Here is a 16,981-nt window from a genome sequence, read left to right on the forward strand (position 1 = left end):
TTCACGCCGTCGGCCGGGCAGCCGGCGCATAAAACTTCCGCCACGTAGCACGCAGTGACGACGACACTTCAGCGTCGGCCAGCGCGCCGGCTTCCCGCAATGCCGCATGGCAGGCCGGCAGCCGGTAGTGCGGCACACTGGGATACAGGTGATGTTCGATGTGATAGTGCATCTGGTGCGGGAAAAGCCACCAGCGGATGTACCACGGCACCAGGTTCGTGCGCGCTGCACGCAACGGCGTCGAAGTGTCCGCTACCGCGCCATGTTCACAGAGCGCGCGCAGCCGCAACAGCCACTGAAGCAGCGTTACCAGTGGTAAAAGCCATAAAACGACATAACTCTGCCACCACCCACCAGCAACGGCAGCGACAAGCAGCGTCACCTGGAAGACAATGACAAAACGCTGATCCCGACGGGCCGCCCGCCGCAGGTTTTCCGAAGTGTCATCCACTATGGACACATGTGCCGCTGGCTTTTCCGGCGCGGTGCGGCGCAGCGGCCGGCCGAAAAAGTACAGGTAGTTTTTGACCGCCGTAATCCCCAGCAGGTCCTTGATGAACTTTTTGAGCAGGTGCCAGCGTCCACGGGGATACCCCGCCATCAGCGCCATGTCCGGGTCAACCGGGCTGTACAGATGGTTGTGGTGAATCCGGTGAACGATGCGGTACGTGTGCATGGAAACCCCCAGCGGAGCAGCACACAGCATCCCCACTGCATCGTTGAGCCATCGGGTTTCATACATCCGGTAGTGCGCCGCCTGGTGGGCCAGAATGGCCAGCCCGTGCTGCGCCGCCGCGATACCCAGGGGTGCCAGGCACCACAACAGCGGATGGTTGAGCCAGACCGTTGCGGTGACAAGACCGACGATGATACCCCAGTCAAGAAGCAGCGAAGACGTTGCCCGCAGCGGCGAGAGCGCCGAAAGCTGTTTGACCACAGCCGGCGCCAGCAGTGGCCGCCGGCCCGTCTGGCGGAATTCCTCGCCCCGTTCTCCCACAACCATCGTCAACCGACACTCCATGCTAATCTGACCGGGGGACGCTCAGCCCACGTCGGCCAGTGCCACGATGCGTTCAATACAATCTCCGACGACCTTGTTGGGCGTCGAAGCCCCAGCCGTGATGCCAATGGTGACGGGCCCTTCCGGGAGCCAGTCCCACGAAGTCGTCTCTTCCTTGCTGAAAGCCGGCTTGTGGCGGATTTCCCTTGCCGATACCAGACACTCCGGCGCATTGATGTGGTAAGTCGGCAACCGCTCTGCGGCAATTTCACACAGGTGCTCGGTGTTGCTGCTGTTGTAGCCGCCCACCACAATGACCAGATCAAGCGGTTCTTCGATGAGCTTCAGGATGGCATCCTGCCGTTCCTGGGTGGCGCTGCAGATGGTATCAAACGAACGAAAGCGTGTTTTGACTTCTTCCGGCCCGTACCGCTGCTCGATAGCGCGCCGAATCATCTCCGCAATTTCCAGGGACTCACTCGAAAGCATCGTTGTCTGGTTGGCCAGCCCGACGCGCTGCAAGTCGCGGTCCGGGTCAAAACCCGGCGTCGCCACGGCAGCATACCTGGCCAGGAAGGCTTCGCGGTGGCCGCGCCCAAGGATGTAATCACAGACATCCTGCGCCTGCACCCGGTCGCGCACGACAAGAAACTTGCCGTCGGGATAGAGCGTCGTCCGCGAGCGCGTGGCCTCGGTTTCCTCGTGGTCGTACTTGCCGTGAATGATGGCCGTAAAACCTTCCCGCGCATACTTTTCGACCCGCTTCCAGACGTGGACCACCGAGCCGCAGGTCGTATCCACCAGCAGGCAGCCGATGCGCTTGAGACGTTCCAGCTCGTGGGTCGGGGCGCCAAAGGCCGGGATCAGGACAATATCATCGGCTGTCACTTCGTCGCCCGGCCGCAGAAAACAGTAGCCCATCCGGGCCAACTGCTCGTTGACTGTGGGGTTGTGGATGATTTCCCCGGTCAGATACACCCGCCGGTTGGGAAACCGCACGTGGGTCTCGTAGGCCAGGTCAAGGGCGTGGTCAACGCCATAGCAGAAACCGAACTCCTGCGCGAGACGGAAGGTGAGACGGCCCGCCTGGTGCGTCCCCCCAGAAGCCTTGATGCGCTGGACCAACGCACTGTCAAAGTCGTTTCGGATTTCATCGTGAACTTCAGCGCGCAGACCAAACCCGCTCCGGGAAGGATTTTGCCGTTTTGCCGGCGCAGCCGCATCATTCGCTATTGCCATGAGAAACACCTGTGTCTTCCGGGAAGAGTCAACGACCTTAGCTGCAAGCTTACATCGCGCTGTAACCATTCGCCAAGCAACGCCGAAATCACTCCGGCCAGTCACCTTCCCGCCCCCGGCAGGTGTAGCCTGGCTTCTGATTCTGAGATAGAGTCGCCGACTTCGCGCTGGCTGCCCGACAGCCGGCGTCCGTACCCTGCTTTTCCGAGGAACCACCGCTATGCCCGGATTTGCGCCCCGCTTTGTACAACCTGTCGTCGAGTCACCACTGCCGCCCGCCTTCCGCTCGGCGCGGCCGGCGCCGGCCACAGCGGCCGCCGTCGAGGCAGCCATCCGCAAAGCGCAAGCGTATCTTCTTTCCAAGCAGTACCCGGAAGGCTACTGGTGGGCCGAACTTGAAGCCAATGTCACCCTGACGGCTGAGTACGTGTTTCTCCACAAGGTGCTCGGCACGGACGGTGAACGGACGCGGCAGTTTGAGAAAATCCGCACCTACCTGCGCCGCCAGCAGCGCGAACACGGCGGCTGGGAGCTGTACTACGGCGACGGCGGCGAACTCTCCACGAGCATCGAGGCCTACTTTGCCCTCAAACTGCTCGGCGACAGCCCCGACCTGCCGCACATGGCGCGCGCCCGGCAGTTCATTCTGGCGCGCGGCGGCATCACCAAAGCGCGGGTGTTCACCAAAATCCATCTGGCGCTGTTCGGCGCGTTTCCCTGGGAAGGCTGCCCGACGCTTCCGCCGTGGATTATGCTCCTGCCGGACTGGTTTCCCTTCACCATTTACGAGCTCGCCAGTTGGGCGCGCAGCTCGACGGTTCCCCTGCTCCTTGTCAGCGACCGGAAACCCGTCGTGCGCGTACCGGGCGGCGATGCCGATGAGCTGTATGCCGAAGGCCGCGCCCAGGCCGACCTGTCCCTGCCCAATCCCGCCGGCCTCCTGTCGCTGGGAGGTGTGTTCATCGGCTTCGACCGGATGCTCAAACTCATGGAGCGGTTCGACTTCTCGCCCCGCAAGGCGGAAGCCCTGGCGCGGGCCGAACAGTGGACGCTCGAACACCAGGACGACAGCGGCGACTGGGGCGGCATCATTCCGGCCATGCTCAACTCGCTCCTGGGGCTGCACTGCCGGGGCTATGCGCCGACCCACCCGGTCATGCAGAAGGGCATCGCGGCCGTGGAGCGGTTCTGCATTGAGACCGAAGATGAGTTCCACACGCAGCCCTGTGTTTCTCCCGTCTGGGATACGGGCCTGACCATCCTCGCCCTGCTCGATTCAGGGCTGCCCAACGATCATCCGGCGCTCGTCCGCGCCGGCGAGTGGCTGCTCTCCAAGCAGATTTTCCGGGACGGCGACTGGCGGTTCAAAAACCGGACCGGGCCGGCCGGCGGCTGGGCCTTCGAGTTCTGGAACGATTTTTTCCCCGATGTGGACGATACAGCCGTCGTCACCATGGCGCTGCACCGGCTCAAGCTCCCCGACGAAGCCGAAAAACAGCGCCGCCTGAAACTCGCCATCGAGTGGACGCTCTCGATGCAGAGCAAAAACGGCGGCTGGGGCGCTTTTGACGTGGACAATGACCTCGAAATCCTCAACGACATCCCGTATGGCGACCTCAAAGCCATGATTGACCCGCCCACTGCCGACCTCACTGGACACATCCTCGAAATGCTGGGCGTCACCGGTTATGCCGCGCCACGGGAAAAGGTCGAACGGGCCATTGCCTTCATCAAAAGCAAACAGGAACCGGAAGGCTGCTGGTGGGGACGCTGGGGCGTCAACTATATCTACGGCACGCACATGGTCATCTGCGGCCTGGTTGCTCTGGGGCTTGACCCCCGCGAAGCCTTCATCATGCGCGGTACGCAGTGGCTCAACTCCTGCCAGAACGAAGACGGCGGCTGGGGCGAAACCTGCGCCAGCTACGGCGACCGGACCCTGATGGGCGTCGGCAAAAGCACGCCTTCCCAGACGGCCTGGGCACTGCTGGGTCTGATGGCCGGCGGCGAAGGCAAGTCCGACTGCGCTCGCCGGGGCATCGAATATCTCGTCACCCACCAGAATGACGACGGAAGCTGGACGGAAGCCGAGTTTACCGGCACCGGCTTCCCCAACCACTTCTACATGAACTATCACTTCTACCGGAACTACTTCCCGCTCATGGCGCTGGGGCGTTACCGGGCTTTCGCCCGGACCTAGACCAGCAAGCTAGAAAATTCGCCACACCTTTCAGTGCAGAAAATTCTTGCCTCTCCCGGCTGGAACAGGGTACTGTCACTGCCATCGCTGGATTTTTCCAGTTTGCCATTCCACAGTGGCTTCCTGAGAAGCTCGTGATGTCGCATTGGGCGCGGCTGCCCAGGGAGGGAGTGATGAGCACCTACACGAACGGTCAGGTTCCCGATTTCCGCGTCGCCGTCATAGATGAACTCAACCATGCGGCCAAGGCGGTCGAGAAATACGGGCTGCCGGTAACGGCGACCTATACGCTCGAAGAGGCTGGGACGCGACTTTCCGAACTGAGCAAGTACCACATCATCATCGTTGGGGTGTCGCTGTTTCCCATCCGGCGGCGAATTGTGAATGAACTGCGGCGGGTCGCGCCGAATGCCTGTCTCGTGTTCCTGCGGCGCTCCCATGAGTTCTCTAACGGGCAGTCTCCGCTGGAGGTCAAAAACACGGTCTCGGCCGACTTTATGCTGAGTGCTTCCTCGCCGGATGAGGTCTGGCAGGCCGCACAGTCTCTGAAGCACATGTTTCCGCTGCCGACGACCGCCGAACTTGAACCGCCGGCCGAAGCGTTTCTGATGGACCGGGTGATGAAAGTCGTTGCCGCGCACTATCAGGACCCGAACCTCAACCTGCGCGCGGTGGCAAGCCGGCTCAACCTTTCTTCGGGGCAGTTGTCGCGGCTGCTCAACCGCCATGCCGGAATGCGGTTCCGGCAGTTGCTTCAGCAGACCCGCCTCGAAGCCGCCAAGCAGTTGCTGATGACAGCCAACTGCACGACCATCAAGGAAGTGGCCTTCAAGGTCGGTTTTGCAGACAGCGACTACTTTTCGCGGGCGTTCAAACGCTACACGGGCTGCTGCGCCACGGAGTACCGCGAAAACAGCGCCCTTCAGTAGGACCGGCAGCGCGCGGGACGGCCCGGTGTGATGCGGGCGAGCCCCCAATGACAGGCAGGCATGACATTCCTGCCCGTCAGCGGGGGCGTTGCTTTCCGGCGTACCGCTGAAAGACCACGGCCGGCTGTTCGACGACCCGCCTGGCTTCGATGCACATCACGAGCCGCACGAACTGCGCCATGCTCCAGGCCAGAGGCGTGGCGCTGCCCGTGCCCTGACCTATCCGGTAGCGGGCGTCGGGCGGATAGGCCTGGTCCCAGACCTGTTCAGGGATCATCCCCGTTGGGCCGGCAAAGGCCAGCATGGTTTTCGCGTAGGGATTGGCATCGCCGCCGCTGGCAATGACGTATTCGCCGCGCTCGCCGGTCAACAACGGCCAGATACGCCCGATGCCTTTGTCCTGCCAGCCGCTGCCGTCGGCGCGCTCGCCATACCCGTCGTAGTTGTAGCGTCGCCAGCCCGGCCCCATGGGCGTTTCAACCCGAATCACCCGGTCAACTATCCGCAGTGAACGCAGGATTTTGGGGTCGTCGGGCGGTACGATGCCCAACCGCACGAGTTCCAGAAAACCCGCATCCACGATGGCGCGCTCATCGTGTTGGCCGCCGCCGTTGTTGATGTCGAGCTTGAAACCGTCGTTTGGGTCGCGGTTGTTATTGATGCGCAGGTAGTACCCCCGTTCGGCTTCACCTTCGTCCCACGGGCCGGTCGTTGTGTAGCACCACTGCTGGACGCCTTCGGCCCAGCGGTCAGCCGTGCGCTCATAGCGTTCGGCGTCTTCAGCGCGGCCCAGCCGCCGGGCAATGTCCGCCGCACAGATCAGGCCGGCGATTTCGGCGGCTATCGTGGAAGGGGAATAGCCCTCTTCCTCTTCCCATCGTTCCTGCGGTGTGTAAGGGCCGTGGCGCAGGATGTACTCGGCGGCCGGCCGGACGTGCTGGGTGTAGGTCTGGCGGTCAAAGCGTTCGAGCTGCCAGGCGAGAATGATGGGGTAGGCCACTTCGTCGAGCTGGACGCTCGGCCAGTAGGGACGCCCGTCCAGCCAGCTATTCTGGGGAAAACTGCCGTCGGCGTTCTGCTGCACCTTGAAAAGGTAGTCCAAGGCGCGGCCGGCGGCATCACGGTCGCCAAGGGCCAGCCAGGCAGTGGCAACGTGGTAGAGATCGCGTGACCAGACAAGATGATAGCCGCCGGAGGTCGGACGGTCGGCGTCGGCTGCCTCACCCCAAGGGATGCTCAGGCTGGCGACGCCCGCGCCAGGGTAGGTTTTGTCCTCGTGGGCCAGCAGGGTCATGGCGGCCACGGCAAACTGGGCGCGGTATTCGGCAGCCACCCGTGGCAACCGCGCCGTAAAGGCCTGCCATTCGGCTTCGTAACGCCCGGCAATGGCGGCAAAGCCCTCGGCCAGCGCTGCTGCGGCAACATCGGCCGCCGCTTCCGGGCGGTCGGCAAAGGCCAGTGCCAAAGTCGTCCGGGGTGCAGACAACTTTCCAATCTGCACGACGTTGCCATCCACGGCGCGCTGCTCACGTCCATCCAGCCGTCCGTCGGCAGCCAGATCGGTCCAGCCATCACTGACCCCGGCAAAGCCACTCGACACCACCTCAAAGGCCGGCTGTGCGGCGAAAGCCATGGCAATGGTCTGGTTGGTCGTGGCATCACGGTCGGAAGCGACGAGCGTCCGGCCGCGGTGTTCGCCCGTGTCCCCCAGGCCGCTGTTGGCCACGGCCGGGTCAAGCAGCGCGAAGACCTCGTAGTTGCCGCCGTCCAGCGCCGTGCATTCGACTTCGATGAGCAGTGCATCGCGGTTGGGGTCGCAGGCATAACGCTGTGCGATGCGCCACCGCTTGCCGTCGCTCAGGGTCTGGGCAAAGGACAGGGCATCATCGCGGGTCCGGCGCGTCTCCCGCTCCAAGGCATCACGGGACGCACATCCGACGTATCCGTTGCCGACGATGACAAAATCCAGCGCCCGCAGGTTGGGCATATCCACCGTCGGGTAATAGACCTCCGTCAGGCCCGTTGCGCCCAGGGTGAACCACACCCGTGACCGCCGGCTGACGGCGGTGCCCACACCCAGTTTGCCGCCGGAAGTCCACGTGGACTTGACGCCGGGCCGGCCCGGAGCCTCTCTTGTTGCGTCTCCCGATGGCGACAGGGAAAACAGCCCCGGACAGACCAGCGCCACGGCAAGCGCCATGCTTACCAGTTTTGTCATTTCCAACTCCCTGTGAACACGCGCTCACCGAACGCGAAACACCCGGTAGCCAAAGGGTTCCACCGGCACGCGCAGGGTTTCCCGCGCCTGCATTTTTCTTTCGTTGACGGGAAATGAACTGTGTACCGGATTCACCGTGCACGGCCGGTTGGGTGCGCCGTCACAAAAGGATGCCACAGGTATCGGTACTTCAGCCCGGTTTCCGCTGCCATTGACGACGACGAGCAGCTTTTCCTTGCCGTCTTCGCGCACAAAGGCCCACTGCCGGCCTTCCACAACCAGATCGCGATGCCGGCCATGCCGCAGCGCCCGGTGACGGCGACGGAGTGTCAGCAACTGCTGCGTCTCCTCCCACAGTTTCTGTTGGTCGGGCGTCCGCCCGGCCGGGGTAAAGGCATTCGGGGTATCGCCGAAGCCGCCGGGAAAGTCGCGCCGGTTGTCGGGGTCTTCGCCACCATCCATCCCGATTTCATCGCCGGCGTAAAGCTGTGGGATGCCGCGCAGCGTCATCAGCAGGGTCAGGGCCAGTCTGACGCGCCGCCAGTCACCGCCACATGCACGCATGATGCGCGGCACATCGTGATTGCCGATGAAGGTGACGTTCATGTGGGCGTTGCCGTAGAGCGCATCCTGCCGCAGCAACCCGGCAATACGCGCTGCGGGAGCATTTCCGGCGGCAAAGTCCCGGATGGCATAAAAGAGCGGAAAGTCAAACTGCGACCGCAGGCCCGTGTCAATGCCGTCCCAGCCCGTTCGCCCGCCACGAAAGAAGGCGATGATATTCGGGTCGCCGTGCCAGATTTCGCCGACGGCCGTGAAGTTCGGAAAGGCGTCATCCATGGCGCGCTGCCAGTCCCGCCAGAACGTCCGAACAACATACGGGTAGGTGTCGAGCCGCATGCCGTCAAGGCCCACTTTTTCCGTCCACCAGAGGGAATTCTGGATGGCATAGCGTTTGTACTTCTCATCTGCACCGTTGAGGTCGGGCAGAATGCCGGCAAACCAGCCTTCAAGCACCAGCGCGCGCTCGTGCGGCGTGGCGTCGGGGCGCGTCAATGCCGGGATGTCAAAGTTACAGACGAGATGTTGTTCCGGGGTTCCGTTGAACCAGGTCGGCGTTGGCGGACGGCGCACCCACGGGTGCAGCGGCCCGGTGTGGTTGGGAATGACATCCTGAAGCAGCTTCATGCCGCGTCGCCGCACTTCCTGCGCCAGCGTCTGGTATTGCTCCAGCGTCCCGAAGCGCGATTCGACGGCGTAAAAGTCCGTCGCGCCGTAGCCGTGATAATCCTCGCTGGCATCGGCGTTGTCATAAACCGGCGTCATCCAGATAGCGGTGACGCCCAGCGCCTGGAGGTAATCGAGTTTCTCGATGACGCCGCGCAGGTCGCCCCCGTGATAGGCCCGTGGGTTGGCACGGTTGGCCGGCGGCATTCCGGGTGGCGCGTCATTGCGGCGATCGCCGTTGGCAAAGCGGTCAATCATCAGCAGATAGACGACATCATCCGGTGTCAGGCCGCGAAAGGCCGCCGTGCGGGGCAGGGGCGCAAACAGCGCCCAGGGGAGCGGACGCACACCATTGGGCGTAAGCAGATTGAGTTGGACAGGTCCGGGACGCGCCTCCGGGGTGATGGTCACTTCGCAGAACGCATAGCGCCCGTTGGAGGTCACTTCGACCCGGCCGGTGGTGATGCCGGGCGTGTTGCTGGCAAGGTGCGTACCGGTCAGGTTTTCGCCCGTGAGGAGCAGCTCGATGGTCGTCGGACGGATCACGGTAGGCCAGTCGGGCGGCTCGACTTTGGTTACAACCTGGGCCAGGCCTGCCGCGGTGAGCCACACCAGCCACCAGCCAGCGCCGACGGTGTAGAACAACCATTTGCTTCGTTTCATAAGCCGGAAAGTGGCGTGAGCAGAAAAGAATTCCGCTCACGCCCGGAGTGAGTCCAGTGACAGGCTAGAAGGACAACCGCAGGCCAAGCTGCACCGAACGGTTCGAGCGGTTGCGCACCGAGAAAATGCGCCCGAAGTCGCCGCCCAAAAAGATGTTCGGGAAACCAAGCTGGGGTTTGTTGAACAGGTTGAACGCCTCTGCCCGGAACTCCAGGTTCAAGCGCTCGGTGAGCGTGAAGCGCCGGAAAATGGAGGCATCCACTGTGGAGATACCCGGCGACCGGAGAAAGGCATTGCGCGGATATTGTTCGGACGGATTGGCGGAAGGCGCAAAGGCGGCGGTGTTGAACCACCGCGCGGCACTGCGCCGACCGGCATTGGGGTTCTGCCCCGGCACGAGTCGCGCCCGGCCGCCATCGCCGCCAAAGACCGAGAAGGGCGTTCCGCCCTGCAGCGTCACAATGCCGTTGAGCTGGTAGCCATAAAGCAGCGCCCGGACGGCCCGGTTGCTGGCTTCCTTGAAAAACGGCAGGTCGTAATTGAAGCCAAAGGTAAACCGATGTCGTACGTCATAGTCGGCCAGACCCGGAGCCAGTCCGCCGGGGTCAGCCGGCGTGGAGCGGCCGGCCCCGCCCGTTCCAGGAAACGGTCCAGGTGAGTTGTTGGTGGCTTTCCCGAAGGTGTAGGCCGCCAGGTAGCTCAATCCCTTCCAGGCCCGTTGGTTGACCTTGATCTGGAGCGAGTCATAGCGCGATTCACCCACGTTGGCGATGGTCGTCAACCGCCGGGTGATTTCGGCATCGCCAAAGCCGCCGACAGTTGTCACGGCGGTGACGTTGGCGCCGCGTGTGCCGACGTAGGCAATGTGGAACGCCAGGAAGTCCGTCAACTGGTGCTCAAAGGCAACGTTGAACTGCTGTACCCGCGTATTTTGCGTATTGCGGGGTGTGTAGCGAATCTGCGTGCCGGGCGGAAGGTTGGGTGACGCCAGGTTGATCGGATCAGGCGGTGGAATCGGATCACTGAGTCGGACATTGGAGCCCGGACCGTCAAAGCGGAACTGCGTCACGATGAACGGCGGGTTCTGCGTCAACTGGTTGGCAATGCCGCCGCGGTCCAGCGAGTAGAATATTCCCCAGCCGCCACGTAGCACGGTACGGCCCTTGCCGGTCAGGTCAAACGCGGCCCCGATACGCGGGGCAAAGTTGTTGCGGTCGGTATCCACGAGCGAACGTGAATTGCCGTCGCGCCCGGCCAGCAGGATACGCCCACTGAACGGGTCAAAGTTGGCCATCCGGTTGTTGAGTTCGTAGTACGGCGTAAACAGCTCATAACGCAAGCCGGCGTTGAGCGTCAGCCGACGGTTGATGCGCCAGTCATCCTGCGCAAAAAAGCCCATCTCATAGCTGCGCGTCGTCGCGGCCGGGATTTCCGGGTTGGCCGTGGTGGTAAAGGCTGTGCGCCCGACGAGCATCTGCGCCACCTGGTAGCCGGTCTGCCCCAGGCCCGGACTTGCCGGCGGCGGCCCGCCAGGGGTGAAGGTCACGACCTGGTCGGAGAAAAAGTAGAAGCCCTTGCTGAAATCCGCCTGCACCGAGCGGATGTTGCGCTGAATGATGGAAGCCCCGAACTTGGCCGAATGGTTGCCAGTAACCCAGGTCACGGCATCGGTGAACTGAATTGTCCGCTGGTTGAGGATGAACTCGCCAAAGTCGCCCAGGTATTCCAGAAAGTCCCCGTTGCCGCCGCCAATGAGCGAAATGCCGTTGGCGCGGGTGATGCCGTTGATGCCGGGGATGCCGAGCTGACGGTTGAGGTCTGTCCCAAAGCCGAGTGGTAGAAACTCGATGTTCTGCTTGACGTAACCAAACCGCAGCTCATTGACGACGCTGGGCGTGAACGTGCGCGTGTAGTTGCCCATCACACTGTGGTTGAACTGCCGGTTCGTGCCTGAACCAAAGCCGGTCTGGGCATTGATACCCAACCGCCCTGGATCAAACTGCGGGTCGTCAGCAATGCTGAACCGCACAAAGACGGTATCCCGTTCCGTGAACCGGTGGTCCAACCGGAGGTCGCCACCCTTGAAGTTCTGCCGCTGGATTTGGCGGTTGAAGAAGTTGAAACGCGCCCGGTCGGGCAGGTCGGGAAGCGGAAAGAAGTTCAGATACCGGACGGCGGCCGGGTCGAGCCGGTTCTGGGGAATGATGTTGCCTGGAAACGGCAGGCCGGTCAGCGGGTCAAAAATCTGCACCGCCGCGCCCAGACCGGTAAAGTTCGGGTTGAGCAGTTCGCTGAAATCGCCCTGTCGCATGCGCGCCGTCGGCACGGTGAAGGTACGCCCTTCCTCACGCGGCAGCCGCTGCCGTAGTTGTTGGTAGTCGGCAAAGAAAAACGTCTTCCCACGGACGATGGGGCCGCCAAAGGTGCCGCCAAACTGGTGCCGAATGAACACCGGCTTGGGCGGTACAACACCGACCAGATCGGTGGCGCGGGCATCCATGGCCGAGTTGCGGAAAAACTCAAAAGCCGAGCCGTGAAAATCATTCGAGCCGGAGCGAATCGTGGCGCTGACAATAGCCCCGCCACCGCGCCCAAACTCGGCCGGGGCCACACTCGTGATGACCCGAAACTCCTCGATAGCTTCAATGGGCGGGAAAAAGACGATGGTGTTGACAATGGACTCGTTGTTGTCAATACCGTCGAGGGTGAAGTTGTTGTTCTGCTCCCGCAGGCCGTTGACGGAGAGCGCCGCCGAGCCGGTGTCGCCCTGGCGGAAGGTTTCCGCGTTGCCGCCGGACCCATCGGCGTTGCTGCCCGGTGTGCCGCGCGTCACGCCCGGCGTCAGCGTGGCCAACTGGGTGAAGTTCCGCCCGTTGATGGGCAGGTCAATGATCTGCCGGCCGGTAATGGTCTGCCCGACCGACGAGCTTGCCGTCTCCACCAGCGGCGCGCCGGCCGTGACTTCGACAACGTCCGTGATGTTGCCCGGTTCCAGCTCGGCATTCAGGCTGAGCACCTGGTTGACGCGCAAAACGACCTCCGGGCGGGAGACTTTTTTGAAGTTGGGGGCCGAAAATTCGATGAGGTAAGTTCCGGCTTTGAGTACCGGGAACACATAGACCCCATCCGCATTGGTCGTTGTTTCAAGCTTGGCATTCGTTGCGGTTTCGGTGGCGGTGACGGTCGCACCGGCAATGACGCCGCCGCTGGTGTCGGTGACAACACCGGTCAGCCGCGCCGTATCACTCTGGGCCAGCGCCGGCCAGACGAAGCTATACAGAATGCCCAAAATTATGCCGCACGAACGGAGCCAGTGATGTGTTCGCAGGGGTTTCAAACTGTTTTCTGCGATTGACACACGTTGCCTCGTTCGCGCGGGGTGAGCGTAAGACATAGTGAGATTCCTCCTGAGAAATGATGCTCTAATTGCAGCCAACAGGGGGCGACCGAATCCAGTCGAGTCAGGCTGAGGCATCTGCACACAGGGCACTGCCACCAACCGGGACGGCACGCAGGCCCGCTTTCGGGCATACACCGCCTTCGGCTGGCTATAGCAGCAAGACTCATTCCGTCGGGGGGACCGGAATAAGCGCGTCATCAATGTTGACGCCGCGTTATAAGCGTGTTAGAGCGTGCGAAAACTTACGAAGTCTGTTTCACGGTGTCAACTGCCCACTGACTGAAAGGTGAAAAAACTGATTTCCCGGTTTTCGGATCGGCTGTTCGGCTGTATTGCGGGGATATGCCCAAAGCCCCTGGTAACAGCCAGGCCGTAATCCAAAGCTGACTCTTGCCGCCAGAAAACAAAACTTCTATGGACTCCTATCCATCTGCCGTTCCGTCGCGCCGTCGCTCGTTCGGCGACATCTTCACCATGAATTTCGGCTTTCTGGGCATCCAGTTCGGCTGGGGCTTGCAGATGGCCAATATGAGCGCCATCTACGAAAAACTTGGCGCACAGCCGGACGAGATTCCTCTGCTCTGGCTGGCCGCGCCGATGACGGGTCTCATCGTCCAGCCCATCGTCGGCGCGCTGAGTGACCGGACATGGACGCGCCTGGGCCGCCGCCGGCCCTACTTTCTGACCGGGGCGATCCTGGCCAGCCTGGCGCTGTTTGCCATGCCCCATGCTCCGGCGCTGTGGGTTGCGGCAACGCTGCTCTGGGTGCTCGACAGCAGCATCAACATCAGCATGGAGCCGTTTCGGGCCTTTGTCGCCGACCGGCTGGACGACGAACAGCGTCCGCTGGGCTTCGTCATGCAGAGCTTTTTCATCGGCGTTGGCGCAACACTGGCGAATGTTCTTCCCTACATCCTGCGCGAATGGCTGGACATCACCGGGCGCGCCGCCAATGGCGTACCGCTGGCAACGCTCTACTCCTTCCAACTTGGTGCAGCAGCGTTTCTGGGTGCCGTCCTTGTCACCGTCCTGACGACGCCGGAAGACCCACCGCCAGACCCGGAGGCTTTCCATCGGGCAAAAGCCCAGTCCGGCCCCTTTGACTGGGTCGGCGACATTGGAAATGCCCTGACGGCCATGCCATCGGTGATGAAGCGGCTGGCTGTGGTGCAGGTGTTGACCTGGCTGGGGCTGTTCTGCATGTGGCTGTTTTTTGGCCCGGCCATCGCGCGTCATATCTTCGGAGCGGCCGATCCGGCGGCTCCAGCCTACGACGAAGGCATCAACTGGGGCGGCATCTGCTTTGCCACGTATTCGGTCGTCTGTTTTGTCGTGGCCTTTGCCCTGCCCAAGCTGGCAGCGCGTCATGGCTGTGCAACCGTCCATGCCATCGCCCTGACCTGTGGCGGGCTGGGACTGCTCTCAACGGGACTCGTCGCCAACCGCTACTGGCTGCTGGTCGCCATGGTTGGCGTCGGCATTGCCTGGGCCTCGATTCTCTCGATGCCCTACGCCATTCTGGCGCGCGCCCTGCCCGGCCACCGGATGGGCGTCTTTATGGGCGTCTTCAATTTCTTCATCGTGCTGCCTGAAATTGCGGCGGCGCTGACCTTCCAGCCGCTCGTCAAATACGTGTTTGGCGGCAACCCGCTCTATGTCGTGCTGCTGGGCGGGGCCAGCCTGCTGGCGGCGGCCGGCGCGACACTCTTTGTCGAGCGACCGGCAACTGCCACCGCCTACCGTCCGGTCTGAGTGGCCGCTCTCTGAGTGTCGCCTTGTCCGGTGTGGTGGCACCAACCGGGTTTTCGGACTCCTGCGGCCGCGTTTTGCCTGGCGGGCGGTAGCTTGCGTATGCTTGCTTCGTCCCGATCCTGCTTCAGTCCAACGCCTCTATGACCAACCTCACTCCGGCAGAACGATTCAGCGTGATGGAACGCCGGCTGGCGGAAGGCGCCAAACGGTTGACCCTCACTGAGGCGGCCGCAACCACCGGACTGTCCATTGACGAAGCCGAAGCTGCGCTCCGTGAACTGCTCATGCGCTATGACTGCGTTCTTCAGGTCACAGAAAACGGCGACCTCATCTATGACTTCGGCCCGCGACTGCATCGCCGCGATGAAAAATCATTCCGTGAATATCTCGACGAGTTTCTGGAGCTGTTGTGGAAAGGCTTTGTCCTGTTCTTCAAGGCGTGGATTGCCATCACACTGGTGGTCTATTTTCTGATTTTCCTCACCATACTCGTGATGGCCGTCATTACACTGCTGTTTGCGGGAGACAACAAAAGCAAGGGACGACGCTCGCGGAGTGCGGCTCCGTTTCACCTGATCTACTACGCCGCGCGGCTGTTCGTGGCCATTTTCGACTGGGGGACGGCGGCGACGACGACAACCTACCAGACCGATCAGCATGGCTATCGGTATGCAACCTACCAGCCCAAATCCGCCCCCCTTTCCCCCTTCCAGCCGAAGAACGCCCAGACGGCACAACCCGCCAAAAAGAGCTTTATTGCTTCCGTGTATGACTTCGTTTTCGGGCCGCCGCGCGTAACCCGTGACCCACTCGAAAACCAGAAGGAAATCGCCGCCTATGTGCGCCGCAACAAGGGCATTCTTTTTGTTTCTGAAATCAAGGCGCTGACGGGACTGGACTCGACGCCGGCGGCGCTTCTGTTCTCCGATTGCATCGGACGCTTTCAGGGCGATATTCGGATTAGCGACCGCAAGCTGATGTACGGGCTGTTTGACCGGCTGCTGCGCACTGCCGGCGAGGATGAAGGCCGCATTGTGTACTACTGGGACGAATACGAGCCGCCGCACTTTCTGACCGGCAATACGCCCCAGATGAATGTCCTGATTGTCTTTCTCAACGGCTTCAACCTGCTGTTTTCGCTTATCATCCTGTCCGGTGCGTTCGGGGAGGCCCTGTCGCTGTTCTGGCTGGGAACCGTGCCCCTGCTTTTTTCGGTCATCTTTTTTGCCGTGCCCCTGCTGCGCCTGCCGGTGGTACTGCGGCGGGAGGCGCGCCGCAACGCCGAAAACCAACGCCGCAGGGTCATGCGCGCCATCTTTCTCAACCGCGGCCGGGCGCAAACGCCGGAACAGGTGCTGCATATTGTCAATCAGCCCGGCGGGCCCGAACCACTCTCAAAAAAGACCGTCGAAGACATCCTGGCGCGGCTGGTGCGCGACCTGCCCGGCGAGATACGCACCGATGCCCAGGGGCAGGTGCTTTATGAGTTTCCCATCATCACGCTCGAACTCGAAGAAGCCGAACGGCTGCGCGCCCAACGCCGGGTTGAGCGTGATCTCGGCAAGGTTGTCTTCGACAGCCGCCAGTAATGCCGGCCGCCCACCCCGCCTGCATGTGAAGTCACCCTATGTCGCAGATACCCAACTCATCCCGCCCGGCAGTCGTTCTGCTGAGCGGTGGACTTGACTCGACAACCGCGCTGGCCATTGCCCAGGCCGAAGGCTTCACCTGCCATGCCCTGTCGTTCGACTACGGACAGCGGCACCGGCTGGAGCTGGAAGCCGCCCGCCGGGTGGCAGCGGCGTTCAACGTGGCCCGCCATCTGGTGGTGACGTTCGACCTGCGCGCCATCGGCGGTTCGGCGCTGACCTCTGATCTGCCCGTACCCAAAGACCGCCCGCTTGAAAGCGTGGGAATTCCGCCAACGTACGTTCCGGCCCGCAACACGATTTTTCTTTCCTTTGCGCTCGCCTGGGCGGAAACCCTGGCGTGCACGGATATTTTTCTGGGTGTCAACGTCTATGACTACGCCGGTTATCCCGATTGCCGGCCGGAATATCTGCGCGCCTACGAAGCCATGGCCAAACTGGCGACCCGCGCCGGCGTTGAAGGCGCCCGGCCGTGGAAGATTCACGCGCCGCTCATCACGCTGACCAAGGCCGAAATCATCCGGCGTGGACTGGAGCTGGGCATAGACTACGGCCTGACACACAGTTGCTATGACCCGACGCCGGAAGGACTCGCCTGCGGCCGCTGTGATAGCTGCCGTTTTCGTCTGAAAGGATTTGCCGAGGCTGGCGCAACCGATCCGCTGCGCTATGCTTCCTGAATCCAACACTCCCGCACGAACGAA

10 protein-coding genes are annotated in these 16,981 nt (G+C 62.3%); 5 read left to right on the plus strand and 5 right to left on the minus strand.

Annotation, left to right across the window (positions count from 1 at the left end):
- Window position 1: 1 nt before the first annotated feature.
- Together J8C01_RS14685 and J8C01_RS14690 are read right to left on the minus strand one after the other, a co-directional pair.
- The gene (locus J8C01_RS14685; RefSeq protein WP_211432910.1) at window positions 2-1,021 is read right to left on the minus strand and encodes a fatty acid desaturase family protein; all 1,020 of its coding nucleotides are present in this window, start codon (window positions 1,019-1,021) and stop codon (window positions 2-4) included.
- A gap of 21 nt (window positions 1,022-1,042) precedes the next feature.
- Window positions 1,043-2,239, minus strand: coding sequence for a 4-hydroxy-3-methylbut-2-enyl diphosphate reductase (locus J8C01_RS14690; protein WP_249355511.1), 1,197 nt, complete (start codon window positions 2,237-2,239; stop codon window positions 1,043-1,045).
- A 220-nt stretch (window positions 2,240-2,459) separates the two neighbouring features.
- On the opposite strand from J8C01_RS14690, the gene shc reads away from it, so the two are divergent.
- Both shc and J8C01_RS14700 read left to right on the plus strand, forming a co-directional pair.
- Window positions 2,460-4,439: a squalene--hopene cyclase gene (gene shc, locus J8C01_RS14695; RefSeq protein WP_211432912.1), complete on the plus strand. Its 1,980-nt coding sequence runs from the start codon at window positions 2,460-2,462 to the stop codon at window positions 4,437-4,439.
- Window positions 4,440-4,612: 173 nt separating this feature from the next.
- Window positions 4,613-5,368, plus strand: coding sequence for an AraC family transcriptional regulator (locus tag J8C01_RS14700; RefSeq protein WP_014100778.1), 756 nt, complete (start codon window positions 4,613-4,615; stop codon window positions 5,366-5,368).
- Between the two features lie 76 nt (window positions 5,369-5,444).
- Here the strand turns inward: J8C01_RS14700 and J8C01_RS14705 are convergent, their stop codons facing one another.
- The 3 genes from J8C01_RS14705 to J8C01_RS14715 all read right to left on the minus strand — a co-directional run bounded on the left by J8C01_RS14705 (window position 5,445) and on the right by J8C01_RS14715 (window position 12,765).
- Entirely contained in the window at window positions 5,445-7,586 is a 2,142-nt protein-coding gene (locus tag J8C01_RS14705; protein ID WP_211432913.1) for a glycoside hydrolase family 15 protein, read from the minus strand.
- Window positions 7,587-7,610: 24 nt separating this feature from the next.
- Complete coding sequence (locus J8C01_RS14710; protein WP_211432914.1) at window positions 7,611-9,476, minus strand: alpha-amylase family glycosyl hydrolase; 1,866 nt, start codon at window positions 9,474-9,476, stop codon at window positions 7,611-7,613.
- Window positions 9,477-9,540: 64 nt separating this feature from the next.
- On the minus strand, window positions 9,541-12,765 hold the full coding sequence (locus J8C01_RS14715; protein ID WP_211432915.1) for a TonB-dependent receptor: 3,225 nt from the start codon (window positions 12,763-12,765) through the stop codon (window positions 9,541-9,543).
- Window positions 12,766-13,290: 525 nt separating this feature from the next.
- On the opposite strand from J8C01_RS14715, the gene J8C01_RS14720 reads away from it, so the two are divergent.
- The 3 genes from J8C01_RS14720 to queC all read left to right on the plus strand — a co-directional run bounded on the left by J8C01_RS14720 (window position 13,291) and on the right by queC (window position 16,957).
- A complete protein-coding gene (locus J8C01_RS14720; protein WP_249355512.1) occupies window positions 13,291-14,628 on the plus strand; it encodes an MFS transporter in 1,338 nt (445 codons plus the stop codon).
- A 140-nt stretch (window positions 14,629-14,768) separates the two neighbouring features.
- Complete coding sequence (locus tag J8C01_RS14725; protein ID WP_211432916.1) at window positions 14,769-16,217, plus strand: hypothetical protein; 1,449 nt, start codon at window positions 14,769-14,771, stop codon at window positions 16,215-16,217.
- 38 nt (window positions 16,218-16,255) lie between these two features.
- On the plus strand, window positions 16,256-16,957 hold the full coding sequence (queC, locus tag J8C01_RS14730; protein ID WP_211432917.1) for a 7-cyano-7-deazaguanine synthase QueC: 702 nt from the start codon (window positions 16,256-16,258) through the stop codon (window positions 16,955-16,957).
- Window positions 16,958-16,981 lie beyond the last annotated feature (24 nt).

It is taken from the genome of Chloracidobacterium sp. D, assembly GCF_018304685.1.
Lineage (GTDB): Bacteria > Acidobacteriota > Blastocatellia > Chloracidobacteriales > Chloracidobacteriaceae > Chloracidobacterium > Chloracidobacterium thermophilum.